28 protein-coding genes are annotated in these 26,819 nt (G+C 35.8%); 14 read left to right on the top strand and 14 right to left on the bottom strand.

Annotated elements, in window-relative coordinates:
- Positions 1–121 precede the first annotated feature (121 nt).
- Positions 122–1,135 carry a glycosyltransferase family 9 protein gene (locus tag ACMAWV_RS10320; protein WP_412462495.1) on the bottom strand — a complete coding sequence of 338 codons (1,014 nt, stop codon included), beginning with the start codon at positions 1,133–1,135 and terminating at the stop codon, positions 122–124.
- A 79-nt stretch (positions 1,136–1,214) separates the two neighbouring features.
- Entirely contained in the window at positions 1,215–2,252 is a 1,038-nt protein-coding gene (locus ACMAWV_RS10315) for a porin (protein WP_158246790.1), read from the bottom strand.
- A gap of 121 nt (positions 2,253–2,373) precedes the next feature.
- Between ACMAWV_RS10315 and rimM the strand changes: the two genes are divergently transcribed.
- The 6 genes from rimM (at position 2,374) to ACMAWV_RS10285 (ending at position 6,166) form a co-directional block, all read left to right on the top strand.
- On the top strand, positions 2,374–2,907 hold the full coding sequence (rimM, locus tag ACMAWV_RS10310) for a ribosome maturation factor RimM (protein ID WP_103216953.1): 534 nt from the start codon (positions 2,374–2,376) through the stop codon (positions 2,905–2,907).
- Entirely contained in the window at positions 2,908–3,630 is a 723-nt protein-coding gene (gene trmD, locus ACMAWV_RS10305; RefSeq protein WP_103216954.1) for a tRNA (guanosine(37)-N1)-methyltransferase TrmD, read from the top strand.
- Positions 3,631–3,643: 13 nt separating this feature from the next.
- Entirely contained in the window at positions 3,644–4,225 is a 582-nt protein-coding gene (locus tag ACMAWV_RS10300; protein ID WP_412469432.1) for an RNA methyltransferase, read from the top strand.
- Positions 4,226–4,292: 67 nt separating this feature from the next.
- On the top strand, positions 4,293–4,655 hold the full coding sequence (gene rplS, locus ACMAWV_RS10295) for a 50S ribosomal protein L19 (RefSeq protein ID WP_103216956.1): 363 nt from the start codon (positions 4,293–4,295) through the stop codon (positions 4,653–4,655).
- Positions 4,656–4,720: 65 nt separating this feature from the next.
- Positions 4,721–5,383, top strand: coding sequence for a ribonuclease HII (locus ACMAWV_RS10290; protein WP_392992259.1), 663 nt, complete (start codon positions 4,721–4,723; stop codon positions 5,381–5,383).
- A 312-nt stretch (positions 5,384–5,695) separates the two neighbouring features.
- The gene (locus ACMAWV_RS10285; RefSeq protein ID WP_103216958.1) at positions 5,696–6,166 is read left to right on the top strand and encodes a hypothetical protein; all 471 of its coding nucleotides are present in this window, start codon (positions 5,696–5,698) and stop codon (positions 6,164–6,166) included.
- On the opposite strand, the gene ACMAWV_RS10280 is transcribed toward ACMAWV_RS10285, so the two are convergent.
- Positions 6,157–6,540: an STAS domain-containing protein gene (locus ACMAWV_RS10280; RefSeq protein ID WP_103216959.1), complete on the bottom strand. Its 384-nt coding sequence runs from the start codon at positions 6,538–6,540 to the stop codon at positions 6,157–6,159. The two genes, ACMAWV_RS10285 and ACMAWV_RS10280, sit on opposite strands and share 10 nt — an antisense overlap.
- Positions 6,541–6,671: 131 nt before the next feature.
- Here ACMAWV_RS10280 and rsmI point away from each other — a divergent pair, with 131 nt between their 5' ends.
- From rsmI to ACMAWV_RS10240, 8 genes are all read left to right on the top strand, one after another.
- Positions 6,672–7,490, top strand: a complete 819-nt coding sequence (gene rsmI, locus ACMAWV_RS10275; RefSeq protein WP_412469433.1) for a 16S rRNA (cytidine(1402)-2'-O)-methyltransferase — start codon at positions 6,672–6,674, stop codon at positions 7,488–7,490.
- 73 nt (positions 7,491–7,563) lie between these two features.
- Complete coding sequence (locus ACMAWV_RS10270; protein WP_412462497.1) at positions 7,564–8,331, top strand: MBL fold metallo-hydrolase; 768 nt, start codon at positions 7,564–7,566, stop codon at positions 8,329–8,331.
- Positions 8,332–8,377: 46 nt separating this feature from the next.
- Positions 8,378–9,649, top strand: coding sequence for a hypothetical protein (locus ACMAWV_RS10265; protein ID WP_412469434.1), 1,272 nt, complete (start codon positions 8,378–8,380; stop codon positions 9,647–9,649).
- Positions 9,585–11,996 (top strand): LPS-assembly protein LptD, encoded by a 2,412-nt coding sequence (locus ACMAWV_RS10260; RefSeq protein WP_412470040.1) that lies wholly within the window; start codon positions 9,585–9,587, stop codon positions 11,994–11,996. The genes ACMAWV_RS10265 and ACMAWV_RS10260 overlap by 65 nt, the downstream gene beginning before the upstream one ends.
- Positions 11,993–12,625, top strand: a complete 633-nt coding sequence (locus ACMAWV_RS10255; RefSeq protein ID WP_412469435.1) for an aminodeoxychorismate/anthranilate synthase component II — start codon at positions 11,993–11,995, stop codon at positions 12,623–12,625. Before ACMAWV_RS10260 ends, ACMAWV_RS10255 begins: the two co-directional genes overlap by 4 nt.
- Before the next feature lie 10 nt (positions 12,626–12,635).
- Positions 12,636–13,301, top strand: a complete 666-nt coding sequence (locus tag ACMAWV_RS10250) for a hypothetical protein (RefSeq protein WP_103216965.1) — start codon at positions 12,636–12,638, stop codon at positions 13,299–13,301.
- A gap of 24 nt (positions 13,302–13,325) precedes the next feature.
- On the top strand, positions 13,326–14,084 hold the full coding sequence (surE, locus tag ACMAWV_RS10245; protein ID WP_103216966.1) for a 5'/3'-nucleotidase SurE: 759 nt from the start codon (positions 13,326–13,328) through the stop codon (positions 14,082–14,084).
- 55 nt (positions 14,085–14,139) lie between these two features.
- Positions 14,140–14,793, top strand: coding sequence for a M23 family metallopeptidase (locus tag ACMAWV_RS10240; protein ID WP_103216967.1), 654 nt, complete (start codon positions 14,140–14,142; stop codon positions 14,791–14,793).
- Here ACMAWV_RS10240 and ACMAWV_RS10235 read toward each other — a convergent pair.
- The 11 genes from ACMAWV_RS10235 to thrS form a co-directional block, all read right to left on the bottom strand.
- The gene (locus tag ACMAWV_RS10235; RefSeq protein ID WP_103216968.1) at positions 14,770–15,363 is read right to left on the bottom strand and encodes an exonuclease domain-containing protein; all 594 of its coding nucleotides are present in this window, start codon (positions 15,361–15,363) and stop codon (positions 14,770–14,772) included. The two genes, ACMAWV_RS10240 and ACMAWV_RS10235, sit on opposite strands and share 24 nt — an antisense overlap.
- A gap of 23 nt (positions 15,364–15,386) precedes the next feature.
- On the bottom strand, positions 15,387–15,629 hold the full coding sequence (locus tag ACMAWV_RS10230) for a hypothetical protein (RefSeq protein ID WP_103216969.1): 243 nt from the start codon (positions 15,627–15,629) through the stop codon (positions 15,387–15,389).
- Positions 15,620–16,855 carry a hypothetical protein gene (locus tag ACMAWV_RS10225; protein WP_158246792.1) on the bottom strand — a complete coding sequence of 412 codons (1,236 nt, stop codon included), beginning with the start codon at positions 16,853–16,855 and terminating at the stop codon, positions 15,620–15,622. The genes ACMAWV_RS10230 and ACMAWV_RS10225 overlap by 10 nt, the downstream gene beginning before the upstream one ends.
- Positions 16,818–17,195: a hypothetical protein gene (locus ACMAWV_RS10220; protein ID WP_103216971.1), complete on the bottom strand. Its 378-nt coding sequence runs from the start codon at positions 17,193–17,195 to the stop codon at positions 16,818–16,820. Before ACMAWV_RS10220 ends, ACMAWV_RS10225 begins: the two co-directional genes overlap by 38 nt.
- A gap of 195 nt (positions 17,196–17,390) precedes the next feature.
- The gene (locus ACMAWV_RS10215) at positions 17,391–18,017 is read right to left on the bottom strand and encodes a 3-oxoacid CoA-transferase subunit B (protein ID WP_103216972.1); all 627 of its coding nucleotides are present in this window, start codon (positions 18,015–18,017) and stop codon (positions 17,391–17,393) included.
- A gap of 2 nt (positions 18,018–18,019) precedes the next feature.
- A complete protein-coding gene (locus tag ACMAWV_RS10210; RefSeq protein WP_103216973.1) occupies positions 18,020–18,715 on the bottom strand; it encodes a CoA transferase subunit A in 696 nt (231 codons plus the stop codon).
- Entirely contained in the window at positions 18,705–19,913 is a 1,209-nt protein-coding gene (locus ACMAWV_RS10205) for an aminotransferase class III-fold pyridoxal phosphate-dependent enzyme (RefSeq protein ID WP_412469436.1), read from the bottom strand. Before ACMAWV_RS10205 ends, ACMAWV_RS10210 begins: the two co-directional genes overlap by 11 nt.
- A 26-nt stretch (positions 19,914–19,939) precedes the next feature.
- Entirely contained in the window at positions 19,940–21,022 is a 1,083-nt protein-coding gene (locus tag ACMAWV_RS10200) for a C45 family autoproteolytic acyltransferase/hydolase (RefSeq protein WP_158246793.1), read from the bottom strand.
- Positions 21,022–23,880 carry an aminotransferase class III-fold pyridoxal phosphate-dependent enzyme gene (locus tag ACMAWV_RS10195; RefSeq protein ID WP_392992243.1) on the bottom strand — a complete coding sequence of 953 codons (2,859 nt, stop codon included), beginning with the start codon at positions 23,878–23,880 and terminating at the stop codon, positions 21,022–21,024. The genes ACMAWV_RS10200 and ACMAWV_RS10195 overlap by 1 nt, the downstream gene beginning before the upstream one ends.
- Positions 23,881–23,905: 25 nt before the next feature.
- The gene (locus ACMAWV_RS10190; RefSeq protein ID WP_103216977.1) at positions 23,906–24,895 is read right to left on the bottom strand and encodes a D-alanine--D-alanine ligase; all 990 of its coding nucleotides are present in this window, start codon (positions 24,893–24,895) and stop codon (positions 23,906–23,908) included.
- Positions 24,896–24,937: 42 nt separating this feature from the next.
- Positions 24,938–26,680, bottom strand: a complete 1,743-nt coding sequence (gene thrS, locus ACMAWV_RS10185) for a threonine--tRNA ligase (RefSeq protein ID WP_392992242.1) — start codon at positions 26,678–26,680, stop codon at positions 24,938–24,940.
- Positions 26,681–26,819 lie beyond the last annotated feature (139 nt).

Raw genomic sequence — 26,819 nt, 5'->3', positions numbered from 1 at the left:
CGCTTGCGCCGAAGGTAGTGCCAGGGTCACTTGGTGTGAGACTAGGAAGATGCACCTTCTATATAAAAAGCCAGATCAATGATCTGGCTTTTTTTGTTTGTGGGTAAAAAAATAAGTCACACTACTTCAAGATTGAATTTACCTTTTCAAGTACTTCCTCAACAGTAATAAGATTCATCATATCGTCTTCTTTTATACGAAAGCGCCAAGGGACATCGTTCTCTGTTTTATGAAAGTAGTGTTCTAAGGCCCTAGGGTAGGCATTAATACAGTTTTCTATTTGACCGAATGGTCCAGTGTATTCTGGAGGTACGGCCGTATATAAACCTATTACCGGTGTATTTAGCGCTGCTGCCATATGGGCAGGTCCAGAGTCTGGAGCAATCACCATTCTAGCTTTTAAAAAGACATTCTTAAGTCCATTAAGAGATGTTTTTCCACATAGATTTATGATATCGGCCTGTGATTCTTGTTCAATAGAATCACATATATCTTTATCGCTTGGAATTCCAGTTAGTACAATTGGTATATTGTGTAGCTCTTTTATTTTGTTTGAAAGCTCGATGTAGCGCTTTGTAGACCAAGTTCTTTGAAGTGAAGAAGCTTTTGGATGTATAACGATAAAGTCTTTTGGAGGAAGTTGTGAAACTTCTTCAGTCGTAAAAGGTAAGTTGAATTCGATTTCGTTTGAATTGATTCCTAAGTAATCAGCGAAGCCTAAAAAAGCGTCTACAGAATGCTCCTTCTTGAAAGGGATTGATTCATTGATGAATATTTTTTGTAGATCACGTCCTCTTTTTGAGTCAAAGCCAATTTTTCTCTTAGCTTTTATAAATGGGTAGATAAAATTAATTCTAAGGTTTGCCTGTGTACATAGAAGTACATCAAAGTTGTAAGGGGCAAATACACTTTTTAATTTAAAGTAGTCTTTTAACTTCTTTGGCTTATCAATTCTTATAAGTTCAATATCCTCAATTCCTTCGATTAAAGGGGCAAAGGTATTGCTCGTTATAAAATATATCTTAGCTTTTGGAAGGGCCTTGCGAATGCGATTAAGCATTGGAAGTGTCCAAATAATGTCCCCAAGGGCAGATGTTCGCATAATAGCGATTGATTTAATTTGATCTAATTTCATGTGGTTATTATAGTGATTTTTTGTGAAAAAGAAAGGCCCACTTTGCGTGGGCCTTAAAGTATTTAGCTAATAATTAAAATTAGAATTTTAATTGAACACCAGCTGCTGCCATTGATGCATCATTTTGTGTTGCACCAGTATCAACTTCATATGTTAGGTAAGTGATATTGAAGTCAATATTCTTATTAAGCATATATCTGTAGTGAGCTGCAATTTGAGTGTAGTCATTATTAAGATCTTTCTCATCACGATTTTGGTAAGTAACAGAGAAAACATTCTTATTTAGCATATAAGTGATACCAGCAAGAATACGATTAATTTCGCTATCAGCTACTGTCGTGTCGTTGTTTTCGATACTGTAACCAAGGTTGATTTTGAAGCTTCCTAGTCCAAGATTTACACCTGCTAGAGTGTAGTTGCTATCTTCAGTTGAAGCACTTGCCCATTGGTCATAACCAGCGTAAACGTCTAGATCTACCTTATCCATTTTTCTTTGGTATCTTACTAGACCTGAGTAGTGTGTATCGCCGTAGTTAGCTGTTGGGTCGTTATCATTTCCATTTCCACGATCTGTTGAAAGAGCGATTGTAAGACCACCCATACTTGGTGTTTCGTAAGAGAACATGTCTGTTCTTGCACGGTATCTAAAACCAAGACCACCTGATGCTGCTCCATCAATTCTAGCACTAGTATCAGAACCGGCCATTGAAGCTACTGTTGAGCTTAGTGGATCTGATTTTAGCATTACATAATCAAGTGGAGTATATGTTTGACCCATCTTGAATGTACCAAAAGAAGTCTTTGCTCCAACTGCAGCTTGACGCATTCTGATTCTGTAATCATTACCAGAGTTTGATTTACTTGAGTTAAGGCCCATTTCAAGTACGTAAGTACCTTCAATTCCTTCTGTTCCCCATTTTCCTGTAGCTCCTAGTCTAGACTCAGAAGAATCAACGTCTACAAAGCCAGAAAAAGAAGTTCTGTTTGAGTTTTCGTTGTCAGTGTAAAGTGCAACTCTGTTTAATTTTCCGTAAATTGTTGGCGCATCAATTGTTGCTGTCGCTGCGATTGCTGGAATTGCAACTAGCGTAGCTGCAACTGTCATTAGTTTTTTCATAATTCTCTCCATGAATAAATAATCTAATATAAATATTAAAACGAGAGGTTACAAAATTGGCAAGTTAAATACCTGAAAAATATAATGATGATTTAATGAAGAGAGCATGGTATAAGGCAGCATGAAGAAAAATTTAGAAAATATGGTTTTACTTGGTACGGCAACTAGGCCTCATGGAATTAAAGGTGCTTTTGTTTTTAATCTTGAAAATAAAGTGAATAGTGTCCTTGAAAATGGCTCAACTTTTATAGCTATGCCTTTAAGCGGAAGTAAAATAAGTAAAGATGGCGAAGAGAAGGAGATTAAAACAATTTCTTTTGGTAATAAAGTCATCGCATATTTAAGTGGTGTTGATAATCGTAATATTACAGAAGATATGCTTCCTTTTGAAATCTACGTAAGTCGAGATATTTTTCCTGATATTGAAGATGAGGACGAGTTTTACATGTCTGATATTGTCGGTCTTGATGTTTATGACTTAGAAAAAGAAGCGGTAGTGGGTAAAGTTGATAAGTACTTTGATAATGGAGCTCACATTGTTCTAGTGACAAAAGTAGGTGGCAAATTTGTGGATATCCCATTTGTTGATCATTTTGTTAAATTAGTTAATTTAGAAGAGAATCGTGTGGAATGTTATATTCCACATCTAATGTAAATGAAGAAAGTTTGGGTCCTTACATTATTTCCACAATTTTTCACTGCCTTTAAAGATAGTGGAGTCATTGGTAAGTTCTTAGGTAGTGAAGTTGAGTTTAACCCTCTCTACCTTGGAGACTTTTCACCAAAGAGTTTTAAAGGTGTTGATGGAGCTCCGTATGGGGGAGGGCCTGGAATGGTTATTCGCGCAGATGTTTTAGAGCGTGGAATTAATCATATCCTAGAGACAGAATCTCTTGATAAGTCTCAGTTAGAGATTATTTATACTTCTCCTCGTGGTGATGTTTTTAATAACGAGGAAGCCAAGTTGTTAGCCAAAGACTTTCAACAAAATAATAAGCAGTATGTTTTTATTTGTGGGCGATATGAAGGGATTGATGAGCGCTTCATTTCTCAGTATGTAACTAAAATAATTTCTCTTGGAGATTATGTGTTATCTGGTGGAGAGTTGGCCGTCATGACTATTGTTGATGCTATGATGAGGTTTTTGCCTAAAGCTCTTGGGAATGAAGATAGCGCAATTCTTGATTCTTTTGAAGATGGACTTATTGAAGGTCCTGTTTATACAAGGCCTTCTGAGTTTAATGGCATAAAAGTTCCCGACGTTTTACTCGAGGGAAATCATAAGTTGATTGATGAGTTCAATCACAGTAAAAAACTAGAATATACAAAGAAGTATAGGCCAGATTTGTATAAAGCCTATATGAGAAATAAAGATTAAGGATATACCAAAGATGAAAGATAATATTTATCTAGGCTTAGTACACCACCCAATTAAAAATAAAAGAGATGATATTGTTACGACTTCAGTAACGAATCTTGATATACACGACATCGCAAGAAGTTGTCGTACTTTTGGGATTAAGAACTACTTTATTGTAACGCCACTAGAGGCCCAACATAAGTTAGTTAATAGAATCCTAGGACACTGGGAAGAAGATGATGCAGGAGCTTATAATCCTGATCGCCAAGATGCACTTGCCATTGCACGCCTAGTAAACTCTGTGGAAGAGGGAATCAATAAAATCAGAGAGATAGAAGGTGTTGATCCTTTGGTCTGTGTTACTGGAGCAAATTTTGAATCAAATAACGGTGTAGAAACTGACCTGATCAATAATGCGCGCCTTGACAAAAAGCCTATCTTCCTGTTATTTGGTACAGGATGGGGTCTTCATGCACAAGTACTCGAACGGGCACATTTTGCGCTTGAGCCAATTTTTGGTGGAAGTGCTGATGGGTATAATCACTTGTCTGTTCGCTCGGCAGTTGCCATCTATTTAGATCGACTGAATAGTGCCTCTGAGACCATGAAATAGAACTTACTTAAGAACAACACGGTGTTGGTCCTCTGAGAAGTTCAAGACGTTAAAGTAGGAGTTCGTAATGAATTTAGTAGACGTTGTAAATGAAAATTACAAGAACACAAACGTAGAATCATTCCCAACATTTAAAACTGGGGATACAGTTGCTGTTCACGCAAGAATCACTGAAGGTCAAAAATCTCGTATTCAGATTTTCCAAGGTGTAGTTATTGCAATGAAAGAAGCTGGAAAACTTACTGGTCACTTCAGAGTTAGAAAAGTTTCTTCTGGAATTGGTGTTGAAAGGGTATTCCCATTCCATTCACCAAACGTAGAAAAGATTGAGATCGTTCAAAGAGGTAAATCTAGAAGATCGAAACTTTACTACCTAAGAGATCGTTCAGGTAAATCTGCTCGTATCGCAATTGACTACGATAGAAAATAATCAAAACTATTTAAGTCATAGAAGGGCCCCTAGAAATAGGGGCTTTTTTTATTTTAGGGTCAAAAATGTTTGAATCACAGTTTGTCGATAACCATAAATTTATCTTAGCAACAGATGAAGTAGGTAGAGGACCTCTTGCAGGCCCTGTTGTAACCTGTGCTGTAAAGGTATCAATTGATAACTTGAAGTCTCTCGTCGAAAGGCTAGATTCAGTTGGTGTGACAGATTCTAAAAAATTAACACTTAAAAAAATGGAGAGTATTCTCAAAGAATTGGGGGTAGAGAAGTTTTCAAAATTCAATGAACATGAACTATTTCAATACAGTGTTGAGAAAGTTGCGCCAAAAAAAATTGATGAACTCAATATCTTTCAGGCGAGTTTATTTGGAATGAAAAAAAGCTGTCATAATCTTCTTTGCGATTCAAGTTCAGTCGTTCTTGTTGATGGAAAGTTTCCATTCTCTTCAAAAAAAATTAACGATATTCATCCGATTATTAAGGGTGACTCAAAATCATCACTCATTGGACTTGCTTCAATCATTGCAAAAGTGTGTCGTGACCACCTTATGATAAGAGAGGCGAAAAAATATCCTCATTACGGATTTGAAAAAAATGCTGGTTATCCAACGGCCGTCCATCGCAAGGCCATAGAAGATTATGGTATCACCCCGATTCATCGAAAATCATTCAAAGGGGTAAAAGAATTTGTCACTCAGGAAAATAGCTAAAGGAAGTTCATTAGAACTTAGAAAGTCTCGACTTGTTCACTCTGAATCTGTTCCTCTTTTGGTTTGTTCGACAATGCTTCGTAGGCATGGTTGTGGGCAAGTCGATATAGCAGGTATTTATAAGCTAAATGGAGAGTTTCTCATTAAGCTGTTTGAAGTTAAATCGAGCGGTTTTATGTCAGAGTCTCAAAGGTTGAGGTTATTAAATAGTGCTCATTTTATCTCTTCTTATTTTGAAATATCGTGCATAGTGTCGCTAGTTTGAACAACATTTACCTTGCATCGAACGAGGCCTTCTTTTACAATTTTCATATGGTTAAAAAATTATTCTTAATTACTCTTTTTATTTCAACAACTTTTACTAGCTTCCAAGCAAAAGCAGATATGGATCCTCGTGTGAAAATCGTCGCTTTAAATGCAGGATATGGAACCGTTGGAGGAGCTCTGCTCGGTACTGCTGCCATGGCATTTGGTTCTTCGGGACGCTCAGTTGCAATTGGTGCATCTCTTGGTCTTTATGCTGGATTAATTTTTGGTGGGTATATTGTAGGAAGCCATGAGTACAGAAAGAATGATCGTATGCAGCCTAGCCAAGAAAATTATTATTATCCAGATACGAATGATAGTCCTTATCAAGATTCTCGCTACCAGGGTGGTGGTTATAATTACCAGGGATCAATTAATCAGGATGGCTTCTCTTTAGAAGGCCCGGCCGAAATTGGTTTTAAACAAGAGCGCCCAGGCCAAGATTTTTATGTGAATCTTTTAAATTATCAGTTCTGAAAAGTACGTTTTCTCTGACCGTAGAATTGTGAAAGCTCTGTATCGTCAGTTTCGAATTCGTTAATTAGAATATCCATTGCATCAAAGTTATAGATTTTGAAAACTTTTAAAAACTCTGGCGCAACATTTGAAAGTCTAACTTGATCACGTCTTTTATTTAATGCTTTGATTGTATCAACGAATACACCAATTCCTGAAGAGCCAACAAAGTTAAGGGCCGTCAGGTCAAGAGTGATTAATGAAGTAGGGTGAGTGTTAGTGATTGTAGCTAACTCTTGCTTAAGAGGAATGATATTTTCATAATCCATTCCACCTTCGATATGGACAGTGATATTTCCTGTTGAATCTGTACGTACTCTTGCTTGCATTGTCATTTAAACTCCTTCTTCTACAAAATAACAGCATCTAATAATTATTGTAACGCATTGCGTATTAAGATTTTAGATGGAAGTTATTTCTTATGTAAGTTATAAATAAGGGGAATCATTAAATATTAGGACTAACTTTGAAACTGACTCTAGTAACAACACCAATAGGAAACCTTGGAGATATAACTGAGAATATGCGTCAGGCATTTGTGAGTTGTGATCTCGTTTTGGCCGAGGATACTCGTGTTTTTCGCTCACTCTTATCAAAATTAGAAATAGAGCGTTCAGATTTAAAAGTTGTCTCATTTAATGATCATTCACAGGATCGTCTTAAGTATTTTCTTGATTTAATCAGATCGGCACAACACCCAATTCTTGTCTCTGATGCTGGAAGTCCTATCATTTCTGATCCAGGGCATATTCTAGTGAAAGAGCTCATTAATGAAGGCGGTGAGGTTACATCAGTAGCAGGGCCTAGTGCAGTTACTGTTGCACTTGAGTTAAGTGGAATGGCACCAAATCCATTCTGTTTTTATGGATTTCTTCCACGAAAAAAAGGTGAGATTTCGGCAAAATTCCAACAAGCATATCAGACAAATGTAACATCTTTATTCTTCGAATCACCACATCGTATTCATGGGACACTAGAGCAATTGTCACAAGAATTTCCAGAAGCGCAGGTAAGCGTTTGTCGCGAATTAACGAAGAAGTTTGAAGAGTGTGTACGCTTTAAAGCACAAGAATTTAAAACTGATTTGGTTAATGCAAAAGGTGAGTTTGTTTTGGTTGTATCATGGCCTAAGCTAGAATCTGGAGCAACAGCATCTAATGAAGAATTTGAAAAGTTGGCCCAAAATTATCTCGGTAAGCAAACGCCGAAAAACCTTGCAAAACTTCTTTCAAAGATTACAAATCGAAAAACACAAGAGATTTATCAAGAGCTTACTTCTAAATAAACCTATTTTTTCAGTATCTTATTACTAGTAAAAATTTCTAATCCAAGTTAAAATTAAATAAATTGGAGTTAGAATGATCGTTAAAGTCATTGGAGGCCACGGTGGGGTCTCACCACAGTGTCGGGCCACATCGTACTTGGTGGATGATAAATTATTAATTGATGCAGGATCTGTTGCAACAGGTATCAGTGTAAAAGAACAGATAAATATAGATAATATTCTTATCTCACACTCTCATCTTGATCATATTTCTGACTTAGCATTTTTGGCCGATAATTGTTTTGGTTTAAAAGGTGACCCATTTTATATTTGGACATCTAACGAAGTTCAAACAAGTATTCAAAAGCATCTTTTAAATGATGAAATTTGGCCGGATTTTACTAAGCTTCCAACTAAAGATGATCCAACTCTTAAGTTTTCAAATATTGAAAATGGTGAAACAAAGAAAATTGGAGAGTATACAGTTCACGCAATTAAAGTGAATCACTTTGCAGGCTCTCTTGGCTTTATTATCGAAAAAGGTGATTGTGCAATCATCTTTACACAAGACACCGGGCCTACAGATGCAATCTGGCAAAAGGCCAAAACAATCAAGAATATTAAAGCAATCTTTTCTGAGGTTAGTTTCCCTAATTCTTATGATCAGTTGGCCAAGGATAGTCGTCACCATACTGCGCAGACGATGGGGCTTGAGATCGCAAAGATGCCTAAAGATATTCCAATTTACTTAGGGCATCTAAAGCCAAATTACTTAGACCAGTTAACGAAAGAAATTGAAAAAATTAATACTCATGGACGAATTAATATTATTGGTTCTGAGAATAAGAGCTATCAATTTTAATAGATTTTTATAGTCAAAAATTTCTTTTCGTGAGATATCTCTTGCCGTGAAAAATACAGATAATTTCCAAAGTCAAAAACTTGAAGAGTCATTTCTAAAACGTCTTACACTTTTATGTGGAAAGGAGAGTTTTAGACCTAAGTTAGATCATATCAGAGATTTTCTTTCTCAAGACAGACGCGTTATTGAAGCAAGGTCTAAGGTTATTATCGTAGGTGGTACTAATGGGAAAGGTGAAACTTCCCATAGCTTAAGTTACTTATATGAACGTGCAGGGTTTACAAGTTGTCTTTGGACTTCTCCGCATGTTTTATCAATCACTGAGCGCTTTAAATTGAATGAAAAGAATATTTCGATTGAAGAGCTAACAGAATTATTAGATGAGAATGAAGAAGTCATCAAAAGTTTAAAGCTCTCTTTTTATGAAGCACTATTTGTTCTTTTCATTAAATTTGCACTTAAGCATGAAACTGACTTTGTCATTCTTGAGGTAGGCTTAGGCGGGCGCTTTGATGCAACAAATATCTTCACAAGGCCAATTGCTGCTATTACATCAATTGGATTAGATCATACAGAAATTTTAGGTAACACATTAAAAGAGATTTTATTTGAAAAATATGGAATCACTCGTTTTGGTGGAAAACTTTTTGAAAATATTGAGCAGACATTTCTAAAAGATATTCTTTCTCAGTGGTGTGAGCGCGATGATATCACTTTAACTTCTGTATCTAAACAAAGTGATTTACCATATTTTGAAAGAAATAGGCAGATGGCCGTTGCGCTATTTGAAGAATCAACTCAGCAGAGTCTTGATAAGGATTCGTTGAAGAAAATTGAGTGGCCTCTTACACCTGGACGTTGGGATAGTATGCTGGTTGGAGATAGGGAGTTTGTTTTTGTTGGAGCTCATAACCAATTAGGCCATAAAGTACTTTTAAAAAGTATTTCAGATTGTCAGGGCAAAGAGTCATTTGATGTACTGATGAGTTTCTCCACAGGTCGTGAAGATCAAATTAGTAGTACGATTAAGCTCTATAATACTTATCCTTGTATTATTAAATCAGTGAATATTTTAAGCTTTCAGCACGAGAGAGCATTAAGTAAGGAAACACTTCAACAAAACTTAAAGACTGGCACAAAAGTGTATGAAATACACGATTTTCTCGATACAATATTAAGTACTAATGAGGAAATTGACACAGAAAAACAATCAAATATCGAATCACTTAGATCTGGTTCCAACAAACTTCTTGTTGTGGGCTCTTATTACTTTATCGCTTGTATGCAAAAGTATCTTCGTACTAAGTATTCAAAATAATATCTACGCAGATACTCCAAAAGTTTTAGCTTTTGGAGAAAATGATGAAGTCCAAATTCTTTCTGATAAAGCCTATCGTAAAAGTAGTGATAACTCTTATGAAGCTCACGGCAATGTTATTATCAAGCTTGGTACAGATACAATCTATGGTGAAAAGGCCAGCATCTCTCTTGCGACGAAAATTGGTAAGATTTGGGGAAATGTTCGCTACGCCGGTGCCAAATTTAATCTTTATGGAACACAGATTTCATACTCTCTTCAAAAGGCCGAGTTTTCGGTACAAAATGCAAAACTAGTTGATGAAAACTTTGTCCTAAGAGGTAAGGAAATTGTTCGTCATGATAGTGGAGTTTTTAAAGCGATTGAGGCGGAGTTTACAACATGTAAAGATTGTCCTGAGTCTTGGAGTATTCAAGGGCAAGAAGTCACAGTTGTGCCTGATGATTATATTAGTCTAAAGCATGCATTTGTTAAGATTAATGGTGTGATCATTGTTTATATCCCATATGTTTCACTACCTATTAGAAAGGTTAGAGAGTCAGGGCTCCTTTTTCCAACGATCGGTCTTGATTTTGATGAGGGCTTCTACTTTAAGCAACCAATTTATTGGGCAATTAATGATAATAGTGATGCTACTTTTTCACCGACTGTTTTTGGTAAGCGTGGAAATGGTCTAGCTCTTGAGTATCGTAACTCTCTTGGTAAATATTCTAATATCGAATTTGATGGGAAAACTGTAAACGATAAAATTTGGCAGCCAGGCAAGCTCGATCTTGAACCAAGTGGCAAAGATGAGATTAGGGGGGCGTACAAGTTTAACTATTTTTATCATCCAAATAATAAATTATCATTTTGGGCAAACTCTACTTATTTAACAGATCTTGATATTCAAAGTGATTATGAGGAGTACTTCGAAAAAAATATCTATATGGGTAGTGAGAAAGGCTCTCGTATTTCTACTGATTATATGGGTGATTCAGTTATCGCAAACTTATACTCTAGTTTTATGAGCAATAGTATCTTCAGTGATCCCGAAGGTTTCGATACTGATTATGTACAAAATACTGTGAGACTAGGATTAGGACATAGACCTTTTAATATTTTTAATTCGAAAGGTGTTCTATCAAAAATAAACTTTTATCAAAATCTAAAGTTTGATTACTTTAAACAAGATGTTGTTAACGAAAATCTCTATTATAGAAATATTCAGCGTTTTGACTATAACCCTTCCTTAGAGTTTGTTTTAAGGCCGATCTCTCATATTAATATAAAAATGGAATCGGGTCTCGATGCTCAATACTATGTACTTCCTACAGAGAAATTTGAGAAGCAAAACGGTTATAAGTATGGGAACTATGTTAATACTTCAATGTGGGTCGATATCGAAAAAATTTATGGACGTGCTTATATTCAAGAAGAGATTATCAAGCCTGTTTTAATCGAAGATGAGGAAAGAAACTTAATTGCTAAAATTCCACGTACAGAAAAAGAAGAATTAGACGTAAGAAAGCTTTATCGTTCTTCATATAAACATAGTTTAAAATTCGGTGTGAACCATTTTTATTACAATGCTCAAAAATATCGTGGAAATAAGAGACTAGGGGATCAATTCGCTCTTCTTGAAGACAATGGGCGTTTTGATGAAAGAGATATTATTAGAGGTCGAAATAATACACTTCAAGATGTATCGACTCGTACTGATTTACCTGAATCAAATACGATTGAATTAGTGTTTAACAATAATATTTTAAAGAAAACTCCTAAGCCTAATTATCAGATGTTTAAGAATTTTAATTATCAACTTGATAATTATGAATATTCCAAAATTGCTTATTTCAATATCTCTCAAGGTTTAATCCTAGAAGATAATGAAGAGTCAACGATTGATACTGATGATAGGCTGACAAGGCTTGCAATTTTAAGTGGTCTTAACTTTAATAACTTTTCGCTTAATTTATCAGAGTATTATTTCCATACAGAAAGTAAGCATATTACTTCATTAACAATGAAGCATGATTTGAAAAGATTTCAATATGAACTAGGCTTCAACTACGACTCTTTCTCTGAAGATCGACGTTATTTTACTATTGATGTTGATTTTGAATTAAATGATATCTTTTCATTTAGAACTGGTTATTACTATGACTTCGAATTAGAAAGGGTATATGAATCTTATCTTGGAACTCGTTACAATCCACTTAATAATTGTTGGGTATTTGATATTGAATATCGTCAAAAGGATGAGTTTGTTAATAATAAATTAAATCTTGATCAATCAATCTCATTAAAGATTTTAATTAACTACAATGCTAAGAATTTTGATTCAGTCTTTGGGGTAACTTTGTGAGACTAGTCTTTATCGACTTTGAAGATAGTTTTACAAATAATATTCTCTCTTATTTTGATCAGTTTGATTTTCATATTGATATCGTAAACTTTCGAAATCTTTCTAAAAGCAATATTTCAGACCTCCTAGAAAATCAACTAGTCGTTTTAGGGCCAGGCCCTGGCCACCCAGAGGAATATTTAAAATCCTTTGTAAGTGTTGGTGTCAACTTTAAGGATGAACTTTCAAAGGCCAAGCGGATCATAGGGATATGTCTTGGTCATCAATTAGTTCTTAATATTTTTGATGAACTTCGAGTTGTGAGAAGCTCTAGGCCAATGCATGGTCAGGCCATTACGATGAAGCTTGAAGAAGATGAGGATCTGTTTGATTGTTTTAATCGAGAAGATAGGACTGAGCTAATTCATGCTAAGCTTCAGCGCTATAATTCCTTAAAAGTAGAAATCGATAGTGGAGAGTATAAGTCTGGTAATAAGGAGAGTCTGACTCAATTCATTTTCGACAATAACGATGAATTATTAATGGCATACCGCCCGAACTTCTTTTTTACGATGCAGTTTCATCCTGAATCAGTTGGTACCTCATGCAATAATATCCTCTTTGAAGCAATGAATAAGTTTTTAATGTAGAATTATTAGGATGAGATTTGTACTAGAAGGTATATACGACAAAAGAGGATTTAAATTTGCCAATGAAATGGCAAAAGGGGCCTATGGTTTTGATTTTAGACCTAGGAGTTTTAATTTTATCCAAGGTTATGTCATTGAAGAACTTTTAAAAGAATCACTTCTAAAGCTTGAAGATATTATTGAACTACATTTTGAAAATGATGCTCCATTTGTAGTGGATTCAATTATCGAACAAGTTGCAAAAATTCATCCAAATATCAGAATTAACTATGGTACTAGTGGACTTCACACTAAAGAAGAGTTGGAAAGATCTGGTAAACCTTTTTCTATTATTTTTGATATCTCTGACTCACAAGTTTACGAAAAAATTCAGTCTCACTTATGTCAAAGTGTCGTTTTCCTATATGATGATATTCATCAGATGGCGCAGCAGGGACAATTAAATAGCTTCATTGTTAATTTTTATACAAAGGTTATGTCTTCTAAGAATGAGAAGTTTGAATTAGGTATGAAACTAAACTGGGATTCAAATCTTTCAATTGGAATTATTGAGCAACTAGATCCTGACTATATTAAGTTTGAAATCTCATCTCAAGTTGAACGCTGTTATCGAAATATTGATGTTCCTAAGTTATCAGAATACTTTGGTGCTACGATAAAGGCCCTTGCTATTTAATAGCTTTTGATTAATAAGTAATCTATGAATATTTTACTCTCAAATGATGATGGATACTCTGCTGAAGGAATTCAGTGTCTTTATGAAAGTCTAAAAGATATCGCCAATGTTGCAATTGTCGCTCCTGATAAAGAGCGCTCTGCTACATCTCAGGCTTTAACTCTTCATGACCCAATTCGCGTAGAAAAAATTAATGATTACACTTTTAGTTGTAATGGCTATCCGGCCGATAGTGTATTAATTGGAATAAACTCTGTTTTAGACTTTAGGCCAGATTTGGTTATTTCTGGAATCAATCACGGGGCCAACCTTGGACAAGATATCTATTATTCTGGAACAGTTGGTGCTGCAAGACAGGCCGTATTTCAAGGAATAAGGGCCATTGCTGTTTCTACTGTTATGAGATCATCTGATGATGTTAGGCACTTTCAGACGGCCGCTGGAGTCGTTAGAGAGCTCGTTGAAAAGAAGTCTGAAGCATTGCTTGCAATGCCTGAGTGCTCACTGTTGAATATTAATGTACCAAATGTGTCGGCCAATGAGGTTGGAGAGATCGTTTGGACAACTCCTCAGATGAGAAGATACAGTGAAGAAGTCTATGAAAGGGTAGATCAAATGGGCCGTCAGTATTTTTGGATTGGTGGATCTCCTTTAGAAATCGATCCAGACACGACATCTGATCACCATGCCATAATGAACGGAAATATTTCGTTTTCTTTCCTAAACCTTTTGAATTTTTCGTCCGATGTATTCCATGAATGGGCGGCAAAAATTTCCAAATAATTTGAAATAATTGATCATTTTTGTCCTCATTTGAAAATTAAACGAATGAGGACGAATGAAGAAGTCATTGCTATTTCTTATAACATTAATGTCGCTACTTAGTTGTACGACCCTTAAAAATGGGCGCTATATTAAGTTAACGGATAATTATAATGCTAAGAAATTAGCAGAGATTTTTAGTATCCCTGAGTGGCAAATCGAAGAGTTTAATAAAGGTGCTGCCTTTAAAAAAGGTGATACGATCTTTCTACCTTATAAGAATGGTATTTTATATAATCGTGTTGAAGGACGATCTATTTCTTCTATTAACTATCAAAAGCTTCGTCAAAGCTCTCGCTTCCTTTGGCCTGTGCCATCATCTAATCGTGTAACTTCAGGTTATGGGCATCGCTGGGGCAGACCTCATGAAGGTATTGATATTGCTGCCCGTAAAGGGACATATATCGTTTCGGCCGATTCTGGTGTCGTTGTTTATAGTGGTAGGAAGTCAGGTTACGGTAATATCACAGTCGTTTCTCATATTGGTGGATTCTTCACTGTCTATGCTCATGCACATAAGAATTATACGAGAAAGGGACAAAAAGTTGCTCGTGGCCAAGTTATTGCTTCAGTAGGAAATACTGGTAAATCAACTGGTGACCACTTACACTTCGAAATTCGACATGACTCTAAGGCCTTTGACCCTCTAGAGTTTTTTCACAAGCACTAGGTCTAATAACTTAAAGTACATTAGAGCAGTGTTAACAGCATCTTCAAGTGCCGTGTGAGCAACATCACCCATATTTAAAAACTTCATAAGTTTTGAGCCTGACTCACATTCTGCTGGTATGATGTCCATATCAATGAGTCCGTAGGCAATACATGAAAGATCAAGTTGACGGTGCTCAAAGTAAGTTCTCATAAAATCCCAGCCAAGATCTCTTGTCATAAAAGGAAGATCAATCGCACTCATCGATTTTCCAAATAGTGTGATTTTTTTATTTCCAAAGTATTCTTTAACTTCTGGTGATTCAAAATATTTAATAAGCTCTTGTTTGAAGTCTTCAATTGCAACGCCTTCAGAGTGGGCCTTTTCAATAAGTTCTTTATTATGATCAATAACCCATTGGTTTAGATTTGGCTTTAACTCTTCAAAGCTTGGGCATTTTATATAAAAATGTTTTTGAAGTTCTTTATTAATTGTTTTTGTTTTTGCACAAAAGGGAACCATTGCAAATTCGATGATTAAATCTTTTTCTTCAAGTCCAGTAGCTTCAATATCGAATGATAAGTAACGCATAGTTTTTCCTTTTTTATATAAGTTTATAAATATGAAATAGTAATATTAGAATTATACTTTTGAATGATATCTTTTACTAGTAGGCCACATGCCAATTGATCTTCATTAATTAGGCAGAGTCTACATACTTCTTCACCATCACAACTAGATGCAACAGGTATGTTATGTTTTCTTAGGAATTCAAGAACAGTTAGCTCAAGTTCTGACTCGTTGACCTCTAGGGACCAACTCTTTTGTGAGGCATCTCCCTTGAGTGTTAATTGCATGTAAGTTGACCATTTCTTGGATCTTTATATGTACTTAATCCATTATTGAGCTCAAGTACCGTAAGCTTACCAAGTGCAGGCGTATAGTATTGTGCCGTACCTTGTTCGTTCTTAGTCGTTCCATATATTTCAGAGATTGTTCTTTTTGGATTTTGAAGAACTAAAGATCTTTTTGTATTCATATACTCTTGCGCCGAGGAAACACTTGGAAAGTTATTAATTAGTTCTGTTAATACTTGAGCATTATATGTGATTCCATTCATGAGTAGGATATAGCGTCTACCTTGCTTTAATTCACTCATACAAAGTGCTGTGTAATTATCATTTTCAAAATTCGACAGTAGAACATCTTTGATTGAATTATTAATCTCAGGTAGGGAACTTGTAATCCCAATAATATAATTATTCTGGTCTTTATAATGAGAAAAAGTGTTGTAGTAAGATTTCTTAGGCCTTTTTAAGATGGCCATTTTTGAGTCATGAAGTTTTGAATCAAATGAGCAACTATAATTACCTCTTCTAAACAGGTAGTTGGAGTTGTAGCTATTTATACTATTATGATCTTTAGCAAATTTTGTTAATTTACTTAGTCTTTTTACATAACTAAGTCTTGCAAATAATTCATTCTCACGTACACCTTGAGCACCTCTAAAATACAATCTTTTCAAATCTTTATTCTTAAATAATTCGGCCTGATTATCTTTAATAAATTGTTCCAAAGAGTTTGAGGCGTAGATGTATTCACTAATGTTCTTTTCGATAAGCGTTAGTCGATTTTTGATTGCGAGCGGTTTTTTATAGAAATTTGCCATTTGAGAAATGGCATTCAAAAAAGCGAAATCATTTTGTTTTTGTGGAATACTGTTAATGAAGAAATCTTTTCCTGCAACCTTTGCAATCAATAAGGTATGAGAGTTGAGCGTAGTCGCGTGCGGAGAGAAGTATAATTGAGAGAGTGTAAAATTTAATATCTGATTACGATAGCTTGAGTTTGTTGATTTCGAGCTAATTATCTTACTAATCTCGGGTTCATTTTTTTCGTTATCTAATAAAATATTATTTTTCTTTTCTACAATAGGACAAGTATGGTTAATACTTTGAGAAGTATTTAACTGCTTTTCAACTTCAGAGCATCCGATAAGAGGGATTAATCCTAGGAGTATAATTAAAGTTTTAAATTGATTTGTATTAAGCTTTGTAATTATCATCTTTATGAAACTCTTCATTTTCTTCGTAATAAATCTCAAGCTCTGAATCACTCTCTGTACTGTAACTCGAATTAAAGGAATCATTTAGCTCTTGAATTAATTTTGTAACTTCTTTTTGTTTTCCAAAAATCTCAATTATTACCCAAAGGCCTTTGTCATTAACAGCAGTATGAGCAATATGATAGGCCATCTCTTTTGCATTTAAGAACTGAGTAACTTGATCAAATGCTTTTTCTTGATATGGTGTCGATCTGGCCGGTGGGGAAGGAATAAAATATGTAAATGTTTGTTTGTATTTTTGAGACTCAAAAGCATGAGTGCTATTATTTGCCGCTTTATTCCTGTTGAAAATACTCATCTATTCCCCGTAAGTTTTTGTGATTACGTTTAATTATAAACGTGCTTCAAGGTAAATGGAAATGTTTACCCATTTATTTTTTTTCTGCATTTTTCATTATTGTGCGTTATAATTTAATTGATCGACAGGATGTCGTAGCAAGAGATAGGCATGAAGCCGAAAAAATGGAGGGCCAGTTGCAGGGCCCTCTTTTTTTTACTCAAAAATCTCGTTATCAAAATTCTTATTCAATTCTTTAATAGTTAATCCATTGGCCATATTTAAAACTTTAAATTTTCCATCTTCAATTTTAAAGCTTCCACATTCAGTTACAACGTAATTAACGACACTTTTTCCAGTGAGAGGGAGAGTGCACTCTGGTAATAGTTTAGGCTCACCAGTTTTGCTATAGTGACTCATCATAACAATGATATTTTTAGCGCCATTGACTAGGTCCATAGCTCCACCCATTCCCGTGATTTTCTTACCTGGGATCTTCCAGTTTGCAAGTGAGCCTTGTGTATCAACTTCCATTCCACCAAGGACGCAGAAATCGATATGGCCACCTCTAATCATTCCAAAGCTCATCGAACTATCAAAAAAGCTTGCACCTTTTTCAACCGTAATAGTTTCTTTGCCTGCATTAATTAAAGTAGCCGATACTTCGGCCTCTGTCGGGTTGTCACCTACACCAAGAACACCGTTTTCACTATGAATGATATAGCTATGATTCTTAGGAAGTTGTGATGGGATTATTGTTGGTAGTCCAATTCCAAGATTAATCGTAGAGTTCTCTGTAAAGAGAGTTGTAACTTCTTTGGCCATCTGCTCTTTCGTCCACATAATTATGACTCCCTCGTTTTTAAAAATTCAATAGCATTTTCATAATTTGAACCTTGATAAATTCGCTGAACAAAGACTCCTGGTATATGCACATCTTCAGGTTTGATATCTCCAAGTTCAACTATTTCTTCCACCTCAACGATCGTTGTCTTTGCTGCCATTGCCATAAGAGGGGAGAAGTTTCTAGCTGTTTCTTTAAACCATAGATTTCCATATGGATCTGCTTTTTGTGCTTTGATAATTGCAAAGTCTGCGTGTAGTGCTTCTTCTAAAATACATGGACGATCAAATTCTTTGACTTCTTTACCTTCGGCCACTTCTGTCCCATATCCTGTTGGAGTATAGAAGGCACGAATTCCCATACCTGCCGCTCTAATTCTCTCACTTAGCGTTCCCTGAGGTACTAGTTCGATTTCTATTTCATTTGCGAACATGGCCGCTTCTAGGTCTGGATTACCTCCTACATATGAACAGAATCCTTTTGAGATCATTTTCTTTTTCAAAAGTTTTACAAGTCCTCGTCCAGAGTTTCCAATATTATTTGAAACAACTTTTAAATCTCTTAGTTCCATTTGAGCTAACTGATTAATTGAGTTTTCCGGGATTCCACAAAGGCCGAATCCGCCACTCATTATCGTTGAGCCACTTGTTACATCCTTGAGCGCTTCTTGGGCACTTGGGTAAATCTTACTGTACATATGAGTCCTCGATTATATTTAATAAATTATTTAAGCAAGCTTCTAGTTCTTTTGGTGCGTAATTTAGATACGGACAAAGGATTAGAGAGCGGTTTGTGATATTAATGAAAAGACCATTTGAAAGTAATTTGTTCCATAATAGAGAACTTTCTATGATTACATCACTAAGGTCAATGGCCATGAGAAGGCCAATATGCCTGATGGAATCTATCGCATGAGAGTTTTCTAATTTGATCTTAAATTGATTTAAGAGGTCATAGTTCTGGTTTCTTATTTTAATAAAATCATTCGATTCAATTAATGACATAACTTCATCAAGAACTTTTAATCCGATAGGGTGTGCAGCATTTGTAAGTCCACAGCTTAGTATATTGTCATCAAAGTAAGCTGCATTATCTTCACTAACAAAGACTGCTCCAAATGGAAAGAATCCACCAGAGATATTTTTTGCAAGACTAATAAAATCAGCTTCTAAATTTGTATAATTTTGAAAACCAAAATTAGTCATTGTTCGACCAAATCCACACACGACCTCATCTAAAATGAGTTTGATTCCATTTTCCTTGCAAATTTTCATGATTTCATCATAGTAGCTTTGTGGGGGAATGAAGACGCCATTGCCACCTGTTATAACTTCGATACAAATCGCTGCAATATCACTACTTCCAATGTCTTGAATGACTTTTTTTGTTTTCTCTAAGTCTGGATCATTAAAGAAGTTTGGAATGAAAGCGTGAAACCTTGAAGGAACACCCGCACCATCTCGGCGCCAATCTCCTGTCAGAGCAAGAGCACCCAGTGTCGCTCCATGATAGGAAGTTTCACATGATAGTATAAATTGGCGCCCTGTAATTTGCCTGGCCATCTTTATGGCATTTTCATTTGATTCGGCCCCTGAAGTTGTATAGAAGATTCTTCCGTCAAGACCTATCAGGTTAACGAGCTTTTTCGATACAGTCTCTTTTAGTTCAAATTGACATTTTGGGGTTGCCATTGGCATTGACTTGATTTGCTCAATCATTGCCTTTTCAATTTGAATATTTCTATTGCCGAATGACTGATGATAACTTCCTGAAGAAAGGTCATAAATCTTCTGATTAGAAGATGTAATATAGCCCCATTCAAAAGTATTTTGGATATCGATTTTCTTGGCCTGGTTTTGTTTTGTCCATGTGTGAAAAAAAGGTAGATGGGCCATAAACTCTCACTTTAAAATCTAATTTCTCATAAAATTAGGGGTAGATGAATTTCTACATATTCAAAATTTTTGTCATATTTTTTGCAGCCTCTCCAGGCCTTAAATATCTGTGTTTGATAATTATAAAGTGCGCCACCACATGTTTGAGAAGGATCACTTGCTCCCTCTGGAGAGTAGTGTGAGCAAATTGATAAAGGATGGCCGTCGTGAGACATAAGAAGTTTCATAATAGATGCTTCATCCTTAAGTTCACTTCTATACTTTTCGACAAGATCAAACCTTGCATGTGTCGTTTTACTAATATTGTTTCGATCTTCTACTTTTCTAACAGTGCTACCAAGACAGTGATTTGTATGGAAGATCAGACCTTGTGGGTTTGTATTTAAAATTTCTTTTTGCGTAGGTGTGATCTCATAATTGAAGGCACTTTTTCCATCGCTTATAAGATAATTATGGCCTGATGTAATGGGAGCTTCCATTAGTAATTTTCCCATATCATTGAGGCTTTTTTGTTTCGCTGCTTTTCTAATTAATGCAGGCCAGATAATTCCATTTGTTCCATCTAGGACATTAATATTGTTAACACCAATGAATTGACCATGGTTATTAACGGCCATTAATCCTAAACATCCACAAACTGTGTAGATAAGTTCTTTTGTACCATTATCCTTATCGTCAATTTCAATTAGCATGAGATAATTTTTTGCACTTTGATGCATATCCCATGTCTGAGCAGCGATGCTATTTTTATCATCGATATATGAGACCGATGTACACCCTTCGTCTTGATTCTCACTATCGAGTTGAATATCTCTAAAGTCAGTGTAGTTATTTAGGATAATAATGTCTTTGATTGAAGTTTCACTGCCTTTCGCTATCCCTTCAATCTCTTGTGCTAGGCTTGCATCAAACTTCATGGTTTCTTTAAACTGTAAGTTTGCAAACTCATCAAGTTTATCTTTCAAATGCGGTGACCTTTTAAGAAGAAGGCCAGTTCTAATCTCTATAAGTTCTTGTATTGCTTCTTTAAAAGTTTCACCGTGCTTAAGCCCATTTTCGTATGGGCCACAAGCATCGTATTTGAATATAGGTAAATTTAAGTCTGTCATTAACATGTAAAATACCACTTCTTACTTGTTTGGTTACCAAAAATACTTGGCGCTTTTAATGTAAAAGCGTAAGAAGTGTCGTTAATAATTTTAAATTCTTTTTTAGCGTCAGCAGGTGACTCTAAATATGATACAGCTTGAGAAAGAGCATAAGCGTCACCATCCCACGTTGAGATCATCATTAGAGGCCTTGACTCATAGACTTCTTCTTGCAGCATACAAATACCAATTTGTCCTGCGATGTGAATGTAGCTAGCATCCGGAATAATTCCATGGTCTTTTGAAAAGAGTTTCTTTTTATTATGAAAATAAACACTTTCGTTAAAAACAACTTTTGTTCCGTTGTCATGTGCGATTTTTATAATTTCTTTTAGTTCTTCATTAGTAAAATTGACTAAAAGATCACCAATGAAAAGAGCTAAGTAATCTTTGGTCGCAAGTTTTTCTTTTAGTTGGCCAATCGTATCTACTTTAGAGTTCGGATAGAAGTCTAAAACGCCTGAAAGAGTAGCGGACATAAAGCTTTGCTTACCAAAATAGTCATGGTTAAAAGATATTACTTTTGTTCTTTCTTTTTGATTTTTGATAAGAATCGATTTGAATATTTTTTCTACACACTCACTATGTCCACTCGCTGTAAAAAAGTGTTGTAGTTCTTTAGGTGCGATATCTTTGAAACGCTTAAGATTTGCCATAAAACTTTCATCAATGAAGTTTGAAAGACAGATCTTGTTTACAAGTGTTGGCATACTCTCGAATGAAGCAGCATTTAAGATAGGGGAAGTTGAGTACTTTAATTTCTCATTACTCCATCTCAGGTTTTGGCGATAGATGATAACATCGCGATGCTCTTCATCATCGAGATAATTCTCTTTAAGTTTCATCTCAATGATGGCCCCAAGAGAACAGTTTATAGAAAGCATTGCTCCTGCGTGAATATCACGGTTTCTTCCGTAGATATATTCGTTGCCATTGGCACTTGCAATAAGTGTTAGCGCATACTTTAGGTATTTTCCCATTCCTTGTGATTGCTCCATATTTATAATTGTTGTATCGAGCATATAAAGAGTTTTTGGACTATTGAAATACTTAACTAAGCGTAGTCCACTCTCATGAGGGAAGTGAGTAATTTTACCTGCAAATGAGATTCCTACCAGTTGTCTTGTTTCGCTTAGTAGGGCCATCGCAATTGAATCTTTACAATGAGCAATTTTTTCGAATTTCTCAATGCTTGTTTGTCTCGTTGGCTCATATGTATGACGTTGGATTTCTTCAATCTTGTGTTTGTAATAGTCGAAGTTTTCACCATCAATTTTAATTAATTCTAAGTTAAATTCTTCATTAAAGAATTTTTGGGCAAAGCTAAATGCCGCTTTGTCTTGAAGGTTCCCACTGAAGGCTTCCACTAATTTTGCATGCCATAAGTATTCATTGGGAGAATTTACTTTAGTTTTTGGAGTATATTCTAGTTTATTTGTTTCACCTTTATAAATTCGGTTAGCAATCTCGTTAATTGCGTCGAATAGATAGTCGATATCTTCGTTAGTCCAGGCCGTATTAAGTCTAAATCTTAGTGTATTATCTCCAGCTTGATAATAGAGTAGTCCTAGGTCAAAGCGGTTTGAGATAAAAGGTGCAATATCTTTTGCATCCGATAGATCAAAAGCAAATGCGACACCAAAGCATCTAGGTGATGAAAGCTGATCCCACTTACTTATAAGTTGATTAAGTTTATTTCTTGTATATTCTTCGATTGTTGCAATTTTGTAGCGAAGTTGATCGATTGCTATTGCTTGATAGTAACCTCTGATAACAGAAGAAGTTTGAAACTCATTATTCTCCCAGCATGGATCTTGTGTCAGTACAATTCCACTTTGGGCCTTCTTTGCACATGTAATATACTCAGGATTAATTTGATTTCCTTGTGAATCTTTTAGATCAAATGTTCTGTGCCAGAAGAAGTCTCGTCCAAGTCCAAACCCTGTTTGAACCTCATCATAGATAAGTGCAACTTGATAAGATTTTACGATCAAATTAAGGGCCACATGGAAGCGATTTGTTGAATAGCGATCACCACCTTCGCATTGCATTGGCTCAACTAAAATTGCAAAGTGAGTATTCTCTTTTAGAACTTCATGAAGTTGCTTTAAAGAGGCGATTTCTGATTTAAGTAAATCATCAGCTTTACTTTCAAATTCTTTTAAATTTGCTTCAAAGCTTGGTGAAAATGGATTCTCCCATAATCTAATCCACTCTGGATCTATATCTAAAATAAATTGATCATTCTTTGTTTCAGGATAATCGATGAAAGTTGTTTCATGTCCTTCGATTTGATATGGCTCTCGCTTACTTGGATTCCAAGTCGAGAAAAGTGTTGATAGGAAGCGTCCGTGAAAACTGCCTTCAAAAGCTATGATTTTGTTTGCACCTGTATGGGCCCTTTTCATATAGGCCATAATAAGGGCCGCTTCATTGGCTTCCGCTCCAGAGTTCACAAATACTGGTGTAAGTTTGTCGTTAGAAGCTTTCTCTCTTAGAAGAGTTTTAAAAGACTCGGCGATTTCGATAAAAGTTGAATCGAGATAATTTCCTGTCCATGCACTTTCATGCATTGTTGTTCCAAAAAGGGCCGTTGCATTGAAACCAAGTCCTAGTGTGGCTATCTGTGAAGCAGCATCGAGGAGAAATTCTGGAGAATTTTCATCTCTTGTTTCCATCGCAAGGTATGCTCCTTGTGAAAATTTATGATGAGGAATATATTCTTTCTTCTCTGCAGAAGTGAAGTTATCCTTGTACATTGTTGCTAGCTTTTCTTTAGCGTGTTCGTGACTGTTTTTACCAATTAAGTTGATTTCCATCTCTTTAACCCTTAAGTGTTTTATATTATCTAACTTCTTTTTGAATCTTCTCTTTTAGAAAATCACTAAATTTGAGTCCTGTGTTTTCTAGCATTTTTGGAAACATTGAAATACTTGTCATACCTGGAAAAGTATTGATTTCATTTAAGTAGATATCCCCATCGCTTAAGAAGAAGTCTATGCGTGACAGATGTCTTAGCTTTAGGCATTTGAATGCTGTCTTAGCTATAATTTGCATTTGAGAGATCTGTTCATTAGTTAACTCAGGCGCCTCAACATAAGTTTTAGCTTTTGATTGCTCACTATATTTTTGCTCATAATCATAAAATTCATCACTTGCATTTACGATTTCACCAGGTTTAGATGCGTGGAGATTTCCTTCTTGCTCAAATACTGCAATTTCTAGCTCACGCCCTTTAAGTGTTCTTTCAATGAGAATATCATCGCTATACTCGAGTGCTTTATTGATTGCATCCACCAAATCTTCTCTATTTGTTACGTGGTAGCAACCTACTGAAGAGCCCTGACTAGCAGCCTTGATGAAAACGTCATTATTTGATTTTTCAAAAAAATCCACAACTTCACTTCGTTCATAAGGTAAATCTTTGTGAATCGACATCCACTTCGTATTTGGTATACCTAGATGATCAAACCATAACTTTGTCGTTACCTTGTTAAAACAAATACTACTTCCTTCATGGCGTGGGCCAAGGTAGGGAAGCTTATGCATTTCAAGGAAGCATTGTATTTCTCCAGTTTCTCCTGGAGGTCCATGAATAACTGGAATGACATAATTGATATATGGCCTTTCTGTTGCCGTTTCTAATATCTGTCCATTTAGGCTAACTTTTTGACCGTTTAAAGTAAGATCCCCCGACTTTGTCATTTCAACGACAATAGGGTTGAACTCTGGATTGATGGCGACTTGCTCTTTTATATATTGAGCAGAGCGAAGAGACACTTCATGCTCGGTAGACCCACCACCACATATGATTAAGATATTTTTCCTTTCCATGGAAACCTTCTTTTAAAGTGAATATATAAAAAACCCTAAAGCTTATGCTTTAGGGTATTTTAAACTATCTAGTGCCTTAAGTTTCTCAAGCATTTCTGCATTCGTCCAATTGAACGAACCTTTTGCTCCATGCTTTCTAACTGCTACGGCATTGTTTTCAATTTCACGATCACCAACAACGAACATGAATGGAATTTTAGACTTTTGAATTTGGCGAGTCTTATATCCCATTGTTTCATTACGATCATCTACGCTTACACGATAACCTTGCGCAAATAATTGCTCTTTAAGTTTGTGAGCAGCTTCCCCGTGTGCTTCATTATTAACTGGAACAATAACGATCTGCTCTGGTGCTAGCCAGAAAGGGAAAACACCTGCAACGTGCTCAGTGTAAACACCAAAGAATCTCTCAAGTGACCCAAGTAGGGCACGGTGTACAACAACTGGTCTTTCTTCGCCACCGTCTGCCGTCGTGAATTTAAGATCAAAACGGTCTGGTAGTTGGAAGTCTAGCTGAATTGTCCCAAGCTGCCACTTACGTCCAATTGCATCTGCAACCTCAATATCAATTTTTGGTCCATAGAATGCACCGTCACCTTCTTTGATAACATAATTGTGACCAGAAGCTTTTAGTGCTTCTTCAAGTGCGTTCTCTGCAATATCCCAAGTCTTATCATCACCAGCTTTCTTTTCTGGACGAGTTGATAAATTAACAGTGATATTATCGAAACCAAATAGCTCGTAAGCTGTGAAGATCATCTTCATTGTTCTTTGAATTTCTTCTTGAACTTGATCAAGTGCTAAGAAGATATGGGCATCATCTTGGCAGAATGAACGCACGCGAGTTAGACCTGCTAGTGCACCTGCTTTTTCATTTCTGTGAAGACGGCCAAAGTCCGCATAACGAAGTGGTAGGTCACGGTAGCTATACTTATAGTGCTTGAACATTAGCATGTGACATGGGCAGTTCATTGGTTTTACCGCATATTCACGATCGTCAATCTTTGAAAAGAACATGTCGTCTTTGTAGTGCTCATAGTGACCAGAAGTATGCCAAAGAGAGCTATCTAAGATTTGAGGCGTGATAACTTCATCGTATTCATAGATACGGTATAGTCTTCTAATATAGTTCACAAGTTCGTTAATAACGATTGTTCCTTTTGGCATAAAGAAAGGAGCACCTGGAGCAACTGGCTCAAAGTGGAATAATTCTAGTTCTTTTCCTAACTTTCTGTGATCACGCTTTTTTGCTTCCTCAAGCATCATAAGATGTTGCTTAAGTTCTTTCTTATCTGAGAACGAAGCAGCATAAATTCTTTGCATAACTTCACGCTTTTCATCACCACGCCAGTATGCACCCGCAATGCTAAGAAGCTTAAAACCTTGTGGTAGGTCAGTTGTATTTTCTACGTGTGGCCCACGACAAAGGTCAATGAATTCACCTTGCGAATAACAGCTAACTTCTTCGTCTTCAGGGATTGCTTCAATAAGTTCTACTTTAAGTTCCTGACCTTGCGACTTGAAGAATTCAACAGCCTCAGTTCTAGTCATAACTTTTCTTTCGATTGGTAATTTTTCTTTGATGATTGTTTTCATCATATCTTCAATTTTTGGAAGATCTTCCTCGCCCAGGGTTCGATCCATCAGAATGTCGTAGTAGAAGCCATTTTCAATAACAGGTCCAACGCCAAATTGAACGCTCTCATTAGGATAAAGTCTTGAAATTGCTTGCGCCATTAAGTGGGCGCTCGAGTGTCTGATTGTGTCTAAATCGTACTTGGGCATGTAATCTCCATAAAATTTTGGAATAATTCCTACTTTAAAGGCCCATAATATCAAATAATTAAAGGGTTCATCAATATTTTGAGTGTAATTATTTTAGTTATTATAAAGAGTTTTGACGGGCAGCGTGATGACATGTTAT

Origin of the sequence: Halobacteriovorax sp. RT-1-1, from assembly GCF_047085455.1 — a bacterium.
Taxonomy (GTDB): domain Bacteria; phylum Bdellovibrionota; class Bacteriovoracia; order Bacteriovoracales; family Bacteriovoracaceae; genus Halobacteriovorax_A.
Note: the sequence above shows the minus strand (reverse complement) of the source record. Positions and strands in the feature narration are given on the sequence as shown.

Coding starts and splice junctions, on each gene's coding strand:
- thrS (WP_392992242.1), bottom strand. CDS start 26,680: ATGCCCAAGTACGATTTAGACACAATCAGACACTCGAGCGCCCACTTA.
- ACMAWV_RS10190 (WP_103216977.1), bottom strand. CDS start 24,895: ATGGAAAGGAAAAATATCTTAATCATATGTGGTGGTGGGTCTACCGAG.
- ACMAWV_RS10205 (WP_412469436.1), bottom strand. CDS start 19,913: ATGGCCCATCTACCTTTTTTTCACACATGGACAAAACAAAACCAGGCC.
- ACMAWV_RS10300 (WP_412469432.1), top strand. CDS start 3,644: ATGAAAGATAATATTTATCTAGGCTTAGTACACCACCCAATTAAAAAT.
- ACMAWV_RS10320 (WP_412462495.1), bottom strand. CDS start 1,135: ATGAAATTAGATCAAATTAAATCAATCGCTATTATGCGAACATCTGCC.
- ACMAWV_RS10195 (WP_392992243.1), bottom strand. CDS start 23,880: ATGGAAATCAACTTAATTGGTAAAAACAGTCACGAACACGCTAAAGAA.
- ACMAWV_RS10215 (WP_103216972.1), bottom strand. CDS start 18,017: ATGTGGACGAAAGAGCAGATGGCCAAAGAAGTTACAACTCTCTTTACA.
- ACMAWV_RS10280 (WP_103216959.1), bottom strand. CDS start 6,540: ATGACAATGCAAGCAAGAGTACGTACAGATTCAACAGGAAATATCACT.
- trmD (WP_103216954.1), top strand. CDS start 2,908: ATGAAGAAAGTTTGGGTCCTTACATTATTTCCACAATTTTTCACTGCC.
- ACMAWV_RS10210 (WP_103216973.1), bottom strand. CDS start 18,715: ATGTACAGTAAGATTTACCCAAGTGCCCAAGAAGCGCTCAAGGATGTA.
- ACMAWV_RS10225 (WP_158246792.1), bottom strand. CDS start 16,855: ATGAAGAGTTTCATAAAGATGATAATTACAAAGCTTAATACAAATCAA.
- rplS (WP_103216956.1), top strand. CDS start 4,293: ATGAATTTAGTAGACGTTGTAAATGAAAATTACAAGAACACAAACGTA.
- ACMAWV_RS10230 (WP_103216969.1), bottom strand. CDS start 15,629: ATGCAATTAACACTCAAGGGAGATGCCTCACAAAAGAGTTGGTCCCTA.
- ACMAWV_RS10240 (WP_103216967.1), top strand. CDS start 14,140: ATGAAGAAGTCATTGCTATTTCTTATAACATTAATGTCGCTACTTAGT.
- ACMAWV_RS10285 (WP_103216958.1), top strand. CDS start 5,696: ATGGTTAAAAAATTATTCTTAATTACTCTTTTTATTTCAACAACTTTT.
- ACMAWV_RS10290 (WP_392992259.1), top strand. CDS start 4,721: ATGTTTGAATCACAGTTTGTCGATAACCATAAATTTATCTTAGCAACA.
- ACMAWV_RS10200 (WP_158246793.1), bottom strand. CDS start 21,022: ATGACAGACTTAAATTTACCTATATTCAAATACGATGCTTGTGGCCCA.
- rimM (WP_103216953.1), top strand. CDS start 2,374: ATGAAGAAAAATTTAGAAAATATGGTTTTACTTGGTACGGCAACTAGG.
- ACMAWV_RS10270 (WP_412462497.1), top strand. CDS start 7,564: ATGATCGTTAAAGTCATTGGAGGCCACGGTGGGGTCTCACCACAGTGT.
- surE (WP_103216966.1), top strand. CDS start 13,326: ATGAATATTTTACTCTCAAATGATGATGGATACTCTGCTGAAGGAATT.
- ACMAWV_RS10250 (WP_103216965.1), top strand. CDS start 12,636: ATGAGATTTGTACTAGAAGGTATATACGACAAAAGAGGATTTAAATTT.
- ACMAWV_RS10315 (WP_158246790.1), bottom strand. CDS start 2,252: ATGAAAAAACTAATGACAGTTGCAGCTACGCTAGTTGCAATTCCAGCA.
- ACMAWV_RS10235 (WP_103216968.1), bottom strand. CDS start 15,363: ATGCGTTACTTATCATTCGATATTGAAGCTACTGGACTTGAAGAAAAA.
- ACMAWV_RS10220 (WP_103216971.1), bottom strand. CDS start 17,195: ATGAGTATTTTCAACAGGAATAAAGCGGCAAATAATAGCACTCATGCT.